This window comes from Streptomyces hirsutus, assembly GCF_001418415.1.
Lineage (GTDB): Bacteria > Actinomycetota > Actinomycetes > Streptomycetales > Streptomycetaceae > Streptomyces > Streptomyces hirsutus.
In genome coordinates, this window is the sequence record NZ_LIQT01000267.1 from 16,002 (window position 1) to 28,539 (window position 12,538).

General features: G+C 70.2%; 11 protein-coding genes. 7 read left to right on the forward strand and 4 right to left on the reverse strand.

Annotation, left to right across the window (positions count from 1 at the left end; all coding sequences use genetic code 11):
* The first annotated feature begins 48 nt into the window (after window positions 1-48).
* Complete coding sequence (locus tag AOK11_RS20260; protein ID WP_055595139.1) at window positions 49-3,405, forward strand: S8 family peptidase; 3,357 nt, start codon at window positions 49-51, stop codon at window positions 3,403-3,405.
* 81 nt (window positions 3,406-3,486) lie between these two features.
* Here the strand turns inward: AOK11_RS20260 and AOK11_RS20265 are convergent, their stop codons facing one another.
* A complete protein-coding gene (locus tag AOK11_RS20265) occupies window positions 3,487-4,605 on the reverse strand; it encodes a hypothetical protein (RefSeq protein ID WP_055595140.1) in 1,119 nt (372 codons plus the stop codon).
* 106 nt (window positions 4,606-4,711) lie between these two features.
* Here AOK11_RS20265 and AOK11_RS20270 point away from each other — a divergent pair, with 106 nt between their 5' ends.
* A complete protein-coding gene (locus AOK11_RS20270) occupies window positions 4,712-5,869 on the forward strand; it encodes a cystathionine gamma-synthase (RefSeq protein ID WP_055595141.1) in 1,158 nt (385 codons plus the stop codon).
* 122 nt (window positions 5,870-5,991) lie between these two features.
* Here AOK11_RS20270 and AOK11_RS20275 read toward each other — a convergent pair whose 3' ends face one another.
* Window positions 5,992-6,498 carry a MarR family winged helix-turn-helix transcriptional regulator gene (locus AOK11_RS20275; protein ID WP_079034972.1) on the reverse strand — a complete coding sequence of 169 codons (507 nt, stop codon included), beginning with the start codon at window positions 6,496-6,498 and terminating at the stop codon, window positions 5,992-5,994.
* 162 nt (window positions 6,499-6,660) lie between these two features.
* On the opposite strand from AOK11_RS20275, the gene ilvA reads away from it, so the two are divergent.
* The 3 genes from ilvA to AOK11_RS20290 all read left to right on the forward strand — a co-directional run bounded on the left by ilvA (window position 6,661) and on the right by AOK11_RS20290 (window position 9,955).
* Window positions 6,661-7,890 carry a threonine ammonia-lyase gene (gene ilvA / locus AOK11_RS20280; protein WP_055595142.1) on the forward strand — a complete coding sequence of 410 codons (1,230 nt, stop codon included), beginning with the start codon at window positions 6,661-6,663 and terminating at the stop codon, window positions 7,888-7,890.
* Between the two features lie 182 nt (window positions 7,891-8,072).
* Entirely contained in the window at window positions 8,073-9,113 is a 1,041-nt protein-coding gene (locus AOK11_RS20285) for an ATP-binding cassette domain-containing protein (protein WP_055595143.1), read from the forward strand.
* Window positions 9,110-9,955 (forward strand): ABC transporter permease, encoded by an 846-nt coding sequence (locus AOK11_RS20290; protein ID WP_055595144.1) that lies wholly within the window; start codon window positions 9,110-9,112, stop codon window positions 9,953-9,955. The genes AOK11_RS20285 and AOK11_RS20290 overlap by 4 nt, the downstream gene beginning before the upstream one ends.
* Window positions 9,956-10,046: 91 nt before the next feature.
* Here the strand turns inward: AOK11_RS20290 and greA are convergent, their stop codons facing one another.
* Complete coding sequence (gene greA / locus AOK11_RS20295; RefSeq protein WP_055595145.1) at window positions 10,047-10,544, reverse strand: transcription elongation factor GreA; 498 nt, start codon at window positions 10,542-10,544, stop codon at window positions 10,047-10,049.
* Window positions 10,545-10,727: 183 nt separating this feature from the next.
* Complete coding sequence (locus AOK11_RS20300) at window positions 10,728-11,126, reverse strand: DUF4307 domain-containing protein (protein ID WP_055595146.1); 399 nt, start codon at window positions 11,124-11,126, stop codon at window positions 10,728-10,730.
* 208 nt (window positions 11,127-11,334) lie between these two features.
* On the opposite strand from AOK11_RS20300, the gene mca reads away from it, so the two are divergent.
* Together mca and AOK11_RS20310 are read left to right on the forward strand one after the other, a co-directional pair.
* Complete coding sequence (mca, locus tag AOK11_RS20305) at window positions 11,335-12,216, forward strand: mycothiol conjugate amidase Mca (RefSeq protein WP_055595147.1); 882 nt, start codon at window positions 11,335-11,337, stop codon at window positions 12,214-12,216.
* Window positions 12,209-12,469 (forward strand): hypothetical protein, encoded by a 261-nt coding sequence (locus AOK11_RS20310; RefSeq protein ID WP_107098634.1) that lies wholly within the window; start codon window positions 12,209-12,211, stop codon window positions 12,467-12,469. Before mca ends, AOK11_RS20310 begins: the two co-directional genes overlap by 8 nt.
* Window positions 12,470-12,538 lie beyond the last annotated feature (69 nt).

A 12,538-nucleotide genomic window follows, 5' to 3' on the forward strand; every position in this document is an offset into this window, starting at 1 on the left:
CCGGCCGGGTGATGGGGAATCAACCCGGCACATCCGCTAGGGGGAACCTTGCGCAGACAAGTCAAGAGAGCGCGCGCGACAGGCGCGGCCACGGTCGCCACGGCAGCCGCCGTGGCGCTCGTGGCGGGCATGACCGGTCCGGCGTCGGCGAACGGCGAAGGGACGGCCGCACACACCGCGGCCGGTACCGCCGCGCAGACGTCGTCCTCGCTGAAGGCCAAGCACCGCATCACCCTCATCACCGGCGACCGGGTCGCCGTGGACGCCAAGGGCCGTGTCGTCGGCCTGGAGCGGGCCAAGGGCCGGGAACACATACCCGTCCAGATCCGCAGGTCCGGCGGCCACACCCACGTACTGCCGGCGGACGCCGCCCGGCTGATCGCGAGCGGCCGGCTCGACCGGCGGCTCTTCGACATCACGGAACTCGGCAAGGACTCCACCCGACGCTCCCAGCAGCGCGGTCCGAAGGTCATCGTCGGGTATCAGGGCCGCGCCGCCGCCGCCGCGAAGTCCGACGTCCGCGACGCGGCCACGCTCCGCCGGACCCTCGGCGCCCTGAACGCGGACGCCGTGCAGACCCCGCACGAGGACACGCCCGACCTGTGGAAGGCGGTCACCGACGGCGACCGGACCGCGTCCGGCATCGCCCACGTCTGGCTCGACGGCGTCCGCGAGGCGGCCCTCGACAAGTCCGTCGCGCAGATCGGCACCCCCAAGGCGTGGGCCGCCGGCTACGACGGCAAGGGCGTGAAGATCGCCGTCCTGGACACCGGTGTCGACGCGACCCACCCGGACCTGAAGGGCCAGGTGACCGCGTCCAAGAACTTCACCGACTCGTCGAACACCGGCGACAAGGTCGGCCACGGCACCCACGTCGCCTCGATCGCGGCCGGTACCGGCGCCAAGGCCGGCAGCACGTACAAGGGTGTCGCGCCGGGCGCCAAGATCCTCAACGGCAAGGTCCTCGACGACGCCGGCTTCGGTGACGACTCCGGCATCCTGGCCGGCATGGAGTGGGCCGTCGCGCAGGGCGCCGATGTCGTCAACATGAGTCTGGGCGGCGGAGACACGGCCGAGATCGACCCGCTGGAAGCGGCGGTCAACAAGCTCTCTGCGGACAAGGGCATCCTGTTCGCCATCGCCGCGGGCAACTCCGGCCCCAAGTCGATCGGTTCGCCCGGCAGCGCCGACGCCGCCCTCACCGTGGGCGCCGTCGACGACAAGGACAAACTCGCCGACTTCTCCTCCACCGGCCCCCGCATCGGCGACGGCGCCGTCAAGCCGGACGTCACCGCGCCCGGCGTCGACATCACGGCAGCCTCGGCGAAGGGGAACGACATCGCCAAGGAGGTCGGCGAGAAGCCGGCCGGCTACATGTCCATCTCGGGCACGTCGATGGCGACCCCCCATGTCGCGGGCGCGGCCGCGCTCCTGAAGCAGCAGCACCCCGACTGGACCTACACGGAGCTGAAGGGCGCGCTCACCGGCTCCACCAAGGGCGGCGCGTACACGCCGTTCGAGCAGGGCTCCGGGCGGGTCCAGGTCGACAAGGCCATCCAGCAGACGGTGATCGCCGACCCGGCCTCGGTGAGCTTCGGCCTCCAGCAGTGGCCGCACACCGACGACAAGCCGGTCACCAAGCCGCTGACCTACCGCAACCTCGGCACCACGGACGTCACCCTGAAGCTGACGTCCACCGCCACCGACCCCAAGGGCAAGGCGGCCCCGGCCGGCTTCTTCACCCTGGGCGCCACCACGGTGACGGTCCCCGCGGGCGGCACGGCCTCCGTCGACTTCACCGTCAACACCAAGCTCGGCGGCACCACCGACGGCGCGTACTCGGCCTACGTGGTCGCGACCGGGGGCGGCCAGAGCGTCCGCACAGCCGCGGGCGTGGAGCGGGAGGCCGAGTCCTACGACGTGACGCTCAAGGTCCTCGGCCGCAACGGCAAGGCCACGGCCGCCTACTCCGCGGACCTGATGGGCACCTCCGGCGCGGCCACCGGCGAGTGGCACATGCCCTACGACGCCGACGGCACCGTCACCGTCCGCGTACCCAAGGGCAACTACATCCTGGACACCGCGGTGTACGCCGGCACCGACCCGCAGAAGTTCGACGGCGCCGACTGGCTCTCCCAGCCGAAGCTGAGCGTCACCAAGAAGACGACGGTCACGCTGGACGCCCGCAAGGCCAAGCCGGTGAAGATCACCGTGCCGGACAAGGCGGCCAGGTCGGTATTCGCCTCGGCCGACTACACCGTGGAGACGAAGAACTCCGCCTACGGCCACGGCTGGTGGCTGGAGTCGTACGACAACTTCCGTTCCGCCCACCTCGGCCCGCAGATCACCGACGGCTCGCTGAGCCAGCAGTGGGACGCCCACTGGAGCAAGGGCACCAAGGCGCAGTACAGCACCGTCACCGGCGGCAAGGTCAAGCAGCTCGCCACCGGCTACACCCGTGCCTACAAGGCGGCCGAACTGGCCACGGTGAAGGTCGCCATGGGCGCCGCGGCGAGCGGCAAGAAGGGCGCGGCCAGCGCCACGGGCTGGCTTCCGGACAGCTACTCCGCCTCCGCGGTCGGCATCCCGCAGGCGCTGCCCGGCACCCGCACCCTGTACCTGTCCACCACGGGCGGGGTGAAGTGGGACCTCGACTTCGAGCAGCAGGGCGGCGTCGACGCCGAGGGCTGGCCGATCGTCGAAGCCGGCTACACCCTCGGTGGCGCCTTCACCTTCAAGGCCGGCAAGACGTACTCCAAGACCGTGAACACGGCCGTCTTCGGGCCGCGTGTCACCTCGGACTACGGCCTCTTCCGCGAGGGCAACGACCTCTACGGGCGACTCCCGCTGTTCGCCGACGGCAAGGGCAACCCCGGCTCCTCGAAGTTCACCTCGGTCACCACCAGCCTGTACCGCAACGGCACCAAGGTCGGCTCCCACGACGACCCGCTGTTCGGCGAGGAGGCGTTCAAGGTGCCCTCGGCCGACGCCTCCTACCGGCTGACGACCTCGGTCAAGCGCAGTTCCAAGGTCGCCGCCGCGTCCACCCGCATCGACGCGAGCTGGACCTTCCGCTCCAAGAAGGTCTCCGGCATGAAGCAGCTGCCCGCCTCCTCGGCCCGCTTCCAGGCGGTCACCGGGCTGGACAGCAAGGTCACGGCGGGCAAGAAGGTCACCTTCCCGGTCACCGTCGAGGGCGCGGCCAAGGGCAAGAACCTCAAGTCGCTGACGGTGTGGGTCTCCTACGACGCCGGGAAGAACTGGAAGAAGACCACGGTCACGAAGGGCAAGATCACCGTCAAGAACCCCGCGAAGAAGAAGGCGATCTCCTTCCGCGCCAAGATCACCGACAAGAAGGGCAACACGTCGACGATCTCGATCCACAACGCCTACTACGGCAAGTGAGCCGGCCGCCGGCCCACTGCTGAGCAGGGGCGAGGGCCCGCCGGAAGCCATGGCTTCCGGCGGGCCCTCGCGCGTCGCCCCTCAGCGCGGCAGGGTCGCCGGGCTGCCGCCGTTGGCCTCGTAGCCCGCGACCGCCAGGGCCCGGTAGACCGCGAACTCCGCGGCGGGGTCGGGGGACAGGGTCCAGGGGAGCGCGCCGACATGGCCGTCGATGTGCGTCAGCTGGGTCATGGCCTCCGCCCAGCGTTCACCGCGGACCAGGAAGAAGACCAGCAGATGCCGGACGTGCGCGGCCATCGGGTCGCCGGGACGGGCCGCGTGCACCGCGTGCAGCGCGCCGTGGACCGCCTTCGTCACCACCTCGCTCTGGTAGAAACCGCTGACCAGGTTCACCTCCGGCAGGTGCTCGAACACCGCGAACAGCGGCATCGCGGCCAGCAGCGAACCCTGCGGTGCCCGCGCGGCCGCGGCCTCCGCGAACGAGTACGCGAGTTCCCGTGAGCCGTGCCACTTCTCGCACCAGTAGTGCAGGGCGGCCAGGTGCGCGCCCATGTGGGCCGGCGCACGGTCCAGGATCTTCAGCCAGACCTGCTCGAAGTCCTTCCGCTCGTAGGCCAGCCCGCGGGCCACCGAGAGCTCCACGATGTACGGGACCGGGTCACCGGGGGCCAGCAGCGCCGCCTGGCCGCACGCCGCCTTCGCCTCCTCCATGATGATCCGGAACTCGTCCGTCCCGGGCGTCGCCGTACGCCATGCCTGCTGCACCAGGAACTCGGCGTGCACCGCCGCGCCCCCCGCGTCCTTGGGCACCTCCGCACGCCACACCCGCAGCCACTGCCCGCCCGGAGCCTCTCCGGCCCCGCCGGGCCGAGCGGCGAGCTCCAGCGAGGCGGCGCCCGCGAAGGCCTGCACCCGCTGCCAGCGCAGCTCGCTCGTCGCGTCGGTGCCGGCCAGCAGCTGCTGTGCCCCGCGGTAGTCCTGGGTGCGCTGCACCAGATCCAGGACGTCCACCAGGTCCTGGTCGGGGCCGGGCATGCGGACGTCCAGTTCCTCCTCGAGGGCGAAGCCGTAGCCGGCCGGGTCCGCCGCGTCGGGATGGCCGGCCGGTACCTGCGTGATCCCGCCGCGCCCGCGCCTCAGGAACGGCAGCACCACGAAGCCGATCATGACCACCCCGAGCAGGACCAAGAGAATCTCCATGTCTCCAGCGAACCAGATCGCGTCCGCACTTGGCCAACGTGGTGGCGGGCCCGTGGACGACTCGGCTGCCGTCATCGGGAGCGTGGGCGGACTACCCTCGGTGCACATGAGCGACACGCACATCAGCCAGCACTTCGAGACGCTCGCGATTCACGCGGGCAACACGGCCGACCCCCTCACCGGCGCGGTCGTGCCGCCGATCTACCAGGTGTCCACGTACAAGCAGGACGGCGTCGGAGGCCTCCGCGGCGGCTACGAGTACAGCCGCAGCGCCAACCCGACCAGGACCGCGCTGGAGGAGAACCTCGCGGCCCTGGAGGGCGGCCGCCGCGGCCTCGCGTTCGCGTCCGGACTGGCGGCCGAGGACTGCCTGCTGCGTACGCTGCTCGCCCCCGGCGACCACGTGGTGATCCCGAACGACGCGTACGGCGGCACGTTCCGCCTGTTCGCCAAGGTCGTCGCCCGCTGGGGCGTGGAGTGGTCGGTGGCCGACACCAGCGACCCGGCCGCCGTGCGGGCCGCCCTCACCCCGAAGACCAAGGCGGTGTGGGTGGAGACCCCCTCCAACCCGCTGCTCGGCATCACCGACATCGCCGCCGTCGCCCAGATCGCCCGGGACGCGGGCGCCCGCCTCGTCGTCGACAACACCTTCGCCACCCCGTACCTCCAGCAGCCGCTCGCGCTCGGCGCGGACGTCGTCGTGCACTCCCTGACCAAGTACATGGGCGGCCACTCGGACGTCGTCGGCGGCGCCCTGGTCACGGGCGACGCGGAGCTCGGCGAGGAGCTCGCCTACCACCAGAACGCGATGGGCGCGGTCGCCGGGCCGTTCGACTCCTGGCTGGTGCTGCGCGGCGCCAAGACGCTCTCCGTGCGCATGGACCGGCACAGCGAGAACGCCACCAAGGTCGCCGACATGCTCAGCCGGCACGCGCGCGTGACGAGCGTCCTCTACCCGGGGCTGCCCGAACACCCCGGCCACGAGGTCGCCGCCAAGCAGATGCGGTCCTTCGGCGGCATGATCTCCTTCCGCGTGGAGGGCGGCGAGGAAGCGGCCGTCGAGGTCTGCAACCGGGCCAAGGTCTTCACGCTCGGCGAGTCCCTGGGCGGCGTCGAGTCGCTGATCGAGCACCCCGGACGCATGACGCACGCGTCCGTCGTGGGCTCCGCCCTCGAGGTCCCCGCCGACCTGGTCCGTCTCTCCGTCGGCATCGAGAACATCGACGACCTGCTCGAGGATCTTCAGCAGGCGCTCGCCCGTTAAGGACAGCCCCCCCCGGGGCCGTCGAAGCCCGTATGTACGGGGTGGAGCCGTACCCGACGGCGGCTCCGCCCCGGCGGGCCGTACCCGGCCCGGTTCTCAAGGGGTGGCGTACACGGCTCGGCTCAGGAGGCGGTCTCCTCCTCCTGCCCCGGTACGTCCGGTGCCGACATCCGCGCGGACAGGGCGCCGTTGAAGCGCGTGAGGAGCGCGCAGAACGCCTCGCGCTCCTCCTGCTCCCAGTCCTGTGTCAGTTCGGCCATCAACTGACGCCGTGAGGAACGGACTTCCTCCAGGCGTGAGTGTCCGCGCGGAGACAGCTGGAGCACCACCGCCCGGCCGTCCTCGGGGTGCGAGGTGCGTTTCACCAGACCGGTGTCGACCAGCGGAGCCACCTGACGGGTGACCGTCGACGAATCGATGCCCATGCTCGCGGCGAGCGCCTTGACCCCCATCGGGCCCTCGTTGTCGAGGCGGTTGAGCAGCAGATAGGCGGCGCGGTCCATGAAGTTGCGCACCTGGCCGACGCCGCCGAGCCGGGTCTGTTCGGCGCGGCGGGCGAACAGCGCCACCTCGTGCTGCAGCGTGTCGAGAAGGCCGGTGTCACCGACGGTCGTCGCGTCCATCGACATGTCAGGTGTTGTGGGCATGGCCGGAGGCTCACTTCGTGAAGGGCTGCTAATTGGGGGACAGGGTACGCGGCTGGGAGGCGGCTCGTACCGGCGCTGCGCAAAGCCGGGTCCGCCCGCTGGTCACCGCGCACGCCCCCGGCCGTGAACTGCGATGCTGGAGTCATGGGCCACGGAACGGCTGACTCCTTGCGCACCGTCACCCTCGACGATGTGCGCGGTGCCCGGAAGATGCTCCAGGGTGTCGCGCGGGTGACCGCGCTGGAGAGCAGCAGGCACCTGTCCCGCACGGTGGGCACCCCGGTGCACCTGAAGTGCGAGAACCTCCAGCGCACGGGTTCGTTCAAGCTGCGCGGCGCGTACGTCCGGATCGCCGGGCTGCTGCCGGAGCAGCGCGCCGCCGGTGTCGTCGCCGCGAGCGCCGGAAACCACGCGCAGGGCGTCGCGCTCGCCTCCTCGCTGCTCGGGGTGGGCTCGACGGTGTTCATGCCGAAGGGCGCCCCGCTGCCGAAGATCAGCGCCACCCGGGAGTACGGCGCCGAGGTGCGCCTGCACGGTCAGGTGGTCGACGAGGCACTGGTCGCCGCGGAGGAGTACGCGGCCGGGACGGGCGCCGTGCTCATCCATCCCTTCGACCACCCCGACATCATCGCGGGGCAGGGCACCGTGGGCCTGGAGATCCTGGAGCAGTGCCCGGAGGTGCGCACGGTCGTCGTCGGTGTCGGCGGCGGCGGGCTGATCGCCGGGATCGCGGTCGCGGTGAAGGCGCTGCGGCCGGACGTACGGATCATCGGGGTGCAGGCGGAGGGGGCGGCCGCGTATCCGCCCTCGCTGGCGGCCGGGTACCCGGTGTCGGTGCGCGACCCGGCGACGATGGCCGACGGCATCAAGGTGGGGCGGCCCGGCGACGTGCCCTTCGGGATCGTCGGCGAGCTGGTGGACGAGGTCCGCACCGTCACCGAGGGCGAGCTGTCGGCCGCGCTGCTGCTGTGCCTGGAGCGGGCCAAGCTGGTCGTGGAGCCGGCCGGGGCGAGCTCGGTCGCGGCGCTGCTGAGCCGCCCCGACTCCTTCGAGGGGCCGGTCGTCGCGGTGCTGTCCGGCGGCAACGTCGACCCGGTGCTGATGGAGCGGGTGCTGCGGCACGGGATGGCGGCGCAGGGCCGCTACCTGGCCGTACGGCTGCGTCTGACGGACCGCCCGGGAGCCCTCGCGGCGCTTCTCGGGGCATTGTCGGTGGCCGACGCTAATGTCCTCGACGTGAGCCATGTACGGACCGACCCCCGGCTCGGGCTCACGGAGGTGGAGGTCGAAGTGCACCTCGAGACGAAGGGCCCGGAGCACCGCGCCGAGGTCAACCGGGTCCTGCACGACGCGGGCTACACGATCATCGACTGACCTCGCGGTCCCCCTTCGTCACCCGTTCGTGTTCAACGCATTGAGGGACGCGATACATCGCGTTATGGTGTGTGTCGCGTGTCTCACCTTGGTACGCCAGGGGGTGCTCGAGCGCGACAGGGCGAGACGCGGCACGCATTCCCAGGTTTTCCAGAAGAATCCCCGATGACGTGGAGACTCATATGCCAGGCGCCATCTACGCCGAAGGCCTGGTGAAGACCTTCGGCGACGTAAAGGCACTGGACGGCGTCGACCTCGATGTCCCCGAGGGCACCGTCCTGGGCCTGCTCGGGCCGAACGGCGCGGGCAAGACCACCTCCGTCCGCTGTCTGACCACCCTGCTGCGGCCCGACCGCGGAAAGGCGGTGGTCGCCGGTATCGACGTGTTCAAGCAGCCTGACGCCGTGCGCCGCTCCATCGGCCTGTCCGGCCAGTTCGCGGCGGTCGACGAGTACCTGACCGGCCGCGAGAACCTGCAGATGGTCGGGCAGCTCTACCAGATGAGGGCCAAGGCGGCGAAGGCGCGCGCGGACGAACTGCTGGAGCAGTTCCACCTCGCGGACGCCGCCGACCGCACCGCGAAGACCTACTCCGGCGGCATGCGCCGACGGCTCGACCTCGCGGCGGCCCTCGTCGTCTCACCGCCCGTGATGTTCATGGACGAGCCGACCACCGGCCTCGACCCGCGCAACCGCCAGCAGTTGTGGGACGTGATCAAGCAACTCGTCTCCGGCGGTACGACGCTGCTGCTGACCACCCAGTACCTGGAGGAGGCCGACCACCTCGCGCACGACATCGCGGTGGTCGACCACGGCCGGGTCATCGCCCAGGGCACCTCCGACCAGCTCAAGGCCCGCACCGGCGGAGAGCGCGTCGAGGTCGTGGTGCACGAGCGGGAGCACATCCAGGCCGCCTCCGCCCTCCTGGACAGGTTCAGCCTGCGCGGCCCGGACCAGGGCGGCACCAAGGTCGAGGAGCACATGCGCAAGATCACCACACCGGTCTCCGGCGGCGCGAAGCTCCTGGCCGAGATCATCCGCGAACTCGACGTCCGCGGCATCGAGATCGACGACATCGGTCTGCGCCGCCCGACCCTCGACGACGTCTTCCTCTCCCTCACCGGTCATGCCGCGGAGGCCGAGGGGGAGGACGGCGAGCAGCCCGGCGCCGGACAGAGCGGCACAGGACAGGGACGCCCTCACAGGAAGGAGGCCGCCACGTGAGCGCCGTCACCGACGCCGTCCGGATCGCGGCACCCGGCAACCCCATCGGCCAGTCGATCAGGGACTCCCTGATCGTCGCCAAACGCAACCTGATCCGGATGGCCCGGATTCCCGAAGTGGTCATCTTCGGGATCGTCCAGCCGATCATGTTCGTGGTGCTGTTCTCCTACGTGTTCGGCGGGTCCATGAACATCGGGGGCACCACGAGCCCGCAGGTCTACCGCGAGTTCCTGATGGCCGGCATCTTCGCCCAGACCGTCACCTTCGCCACCGCCGGAGCCGGTGCGGGCATCGCCGAGGACATGCACAAGGGCCTCATCGACCGCTTCCGCTCCCTGCCCATGGCCCGCGGCGCGGTGCTCACCGGCCGCACCCTCGCCGACCTGGTGCAGACGGCGCTCACCCTGCTGGTGCTCGCCGTGGTCGCCCTGCTGGTCGGCTGGCGCACCCACACCAGCGCCGGCGAGGTGCTCGCCGCCTTCGGGCTGCTGCTGCTCACCGGATACGCGTTCACCTGGATCGGTGCGGTCATCGGCCTGTCGGTCCGCACCCCGGAGGCGGCCACCTCCGGCGGCCTGGTGTGGCTCTTCCCGGTGACCTTCGTGTCGAACGCGTTCGTGGACACCGACCAGATGACCCCCTGGCTGCGGCACATCGCGGAGTGGAACCCGTTCAGCGCCACCGTCCAGGCCTGCAGAGAGCTCTTCGGCAACCCCGGAGTCTCCACCTCGGACGCCTGGCCCATGCAGCACCCGGTGTGGGCCTCGCTGATCTGGTCGGTCCTGATCATCCTCGTCTTCAGGACGCTCGCCGTACGCAAGTACCGTTCGGCGACGGTGTGACGAAGCCCCTGGCAGCCTCCCTCGGGGAGGCTGCCAGGGGCCCGGTCGCGGCGGACTCGCGGCTGCGGAATCGCAGGGGAGCAGGCTGGAGTCAGCCCTTGTAAGGCTCGGCCTTGAGGATCTTCACCGAGGCCTTCTTGCCGTTCGGCAGCTCGTACTCCGCTTCCTCGCCGACCTTGTGACCGTTCACCCCGGTACCCAGGGGGGACTGCGGTGAGTACGTCTCGATCTCCGAACTCGCGTATTCGCGCGAGGCGAGGAGGAAGGTCAGTGTGTCGTCCTCGTCGCCGTCGAAGGCGATCGTGACGACCATGCCGGGCCCCACCGTGCCGTCGGCCGCCAGCGCCTCACCGACCTTGGCGTTCTCGAGGAGCTGGGTGAGCTGCCGCACGCGGAGCTCCTGCTTGCCCTGCTCCTCCTTGGCCGCGTGGTACCCGCCGTTCTCCCGCAGGTCGCCCTCCTCGCGCGCGGCGGCGATCTTCGCGGAGATCTCCGTGCGCGCGGGACCAGTAAGGTACTCAAGCTCGACCTTGAGCTTGTTGTACGCCTCCTGGGTCAGCCAGGTGACGTTCTCGCTGGTCTGGGTCACTGGTGCTCCTCGTAGGTACGTGGGAATACAAAGCAACGCCCTCCCTGAAGGATGTTCCTCCACGGATGGGCGAAACCACGAGCCTAACAATTCGGCGAGGAAAGGGGGAGGACATAAGCCACCAGAGTTATGTTTCCGCAGGTCGTCGGGGGTGTGATTCCCGCAGGACCGGTCGGGTCGGGCTCAGTCGGCGTGGCACCCGATGAGTTCGGCCGAGGTGCCCGGAGAGGTCGTGCGGAGCGTGACGACCTTGTCGATGCGGGTGTCCTCGCCGCCGAAGCGGAAGTCGGCGCGGCCCACCTCGGCGCCGTCCGCGGCCTGGGACCGCACCGTGCAGTAGCCCTCGACCCCGGCGTCCTTGTGGACCTCCAGGCGCACCTTCACCGCGGTCTTCGACGTGTCGAAACCGATCAGCTCGCCGCTGATCTCGTTCTTGACGACGTAGTGGTAGCCGAACCAGCCGAACAGGGTGAGCATGACCACGGCCAGGACCGCACCGACGATCTTGAGAGTGCGGTCCGCGCGTTCGTCCGAAGAGCGGCCGTAACGACCCTCGGGCGGTCGCGTGCTCACCGTGCTCATGATCGTCTCCTCGGCAGGAACGGGACGCGTGCCCTCCCGGGGGAGGCCCGGAACGGGGCTCCCGGAATTATTCATCCCCGGCTTCGGTCACTATAGAAGCCTTCCGTCCACCACCCGCCCGCCACCCCACCGCGACGTCCCACGGGACGGCCGCCGGCGGAAGCGCGTGCCGGGTGCGCGGGGCGCCTACCGACTTGAGGAATGAGTCTTGACTGACCAGTTGCGACTGATGGCTGTGCACGCCCACCCCGACGACGAGTCGAGCAAGGGCGCGGCCACCATGGCGAAGTACGTGTCCGAGGGGGTGGACGTGCTGGTCGTGACCTGCACGGGCGGGGAACGCGGCTCCATCCTCAACCCCAAACTGCAGGGTGATCCGTACATCGAGGAGAACATCCACGAGGTGCGCAGGAAGGAGATGGACGAGGCCCGGGAGATCCTCGGGGTGAAGCAGGAATGGCTCGGCTTCGTCGACTCCGGTCTGCCCGAGGGCGACCCGCTGCCCCCGCTGCCCGAGGGCTGCTTCGCCCTGGAGGACGTGGGCAAGGCGGCCGGGGAGCTGGTGCGGAAGATCCGCGCGTTCCGTCCCCAGGTGATCACCACCTACGACGAGAACGGCGGCTACCCGCACCCCGACCACATCATGACCCACAAGATCACGATGGTGGCGTTCGAGGGCGCGGCGGACACCGGGATGTACCCGGAGGACGAGTTCGGCCCGGCCTTCCAGCCGCTGAAGCTCTATTACAACCAGGGTTTCAACCGCCCCCGCACCGAGACGCTGCACCAGGCACTGCTGGACCGCGGCCTGGAGTCGCCGTACGGGGACTGGCTCAAGCGCTGGGCGGAGTCCGGGCACAAGGAGCGCACGCTCACCACGCACGTTCCGTGTGCGGACTTCTTCGAGATCCGTGACAAGGCCCTGATCGCGCACGCCACACAGATCGACCCCGACGGGGGCTGGTTCCGGATCCCGATGGAGGTCCAGAAGGAGGTCTGGCCCACCGAGGAGTACGAGCTGGCGAAGTCCTTCGTGGATACCTCCCTCCCCGAGGACGACCTCTTCGCGGGCATCCGCGACAATGCCTGACATGAGCGCAAGCGCACACCTGTCAATGAGCCACCTGGTCACCCTCGCCGAGTTCGACGAGGCCAAGGTCACCCCCGGTGTCCTCGGCTTCATCGTGTTCGCGGTGATGGCTCTGGCGGTCTGGGGTCTGATGAAGTCGATGAACCGGCACATGAACCGGGTGGACTTCGCCGAGCCCGGGTCCGGGGCGGCGGAATCCGAGAACGCCGGGCGGCCGGCCGCGGACGCGGCGGGGAAGAAGAAGCAGGACTGATCCGCGCAGCCTTCCGACGGCCCCGGAAGGCTGCGCGGCAGCACACCACGCGGCAGCACACCACGCGGC

Excerpts from the sequence above, each read along its gene's own strand:
- ilvA (WP_055595142.1), top strand. The coding sequence starts at position 6,661 with ATGGGCCACGGAACGGCTGACTCCTTGCGCACCGTCACCCTCGACGAT.
- AOK11_RS20270 (WP_055595141.1), top strand. The coding sequence starts at position 4,712 with ATGAGCGACACGCACATCAGCCAGCACTTCGAGACGCTCGCGATTCAC.
- AOK11_RS20285 (WP_055595143.1), top strand. The coding sequence starts at position 8,073 with ATGCCAGGCGCCATCTACGCCGAAGGCCTGGTGAAGACCTTCGGCGAC.
- AOK11_RS20275 (WP_079034972.1), bottom strand. The coding sequence starts at position 6,498 with ATGTCGATGGACGCGACGACCGTCGGTGACACCGGCCTTCTCGACACG.
- AOK11_RS20300 (WP_055595146.1), bottom strand. The coding sequence starts at position 11,126 with ATGAGCACGGTGAGCACGCGACCGCCCGAGGGTCGTTACGGCCGCTCT.
- AOK11_RS20310 (WP_107098634.1), top strand. The coding sequence starts at position 12,209 with ATGCCTGACATGAGCGCAAGCGCACACCTGTCAATGAGCCACCTGGTC.
- AOK11_RS20265 (WP_055595140.1), bottom strand. The coding sequence starts at position 4,605 with ATGGAGATTCTCTTGGTCCTGCTCGGGGTGGTCATGATCGGCTTCGTG.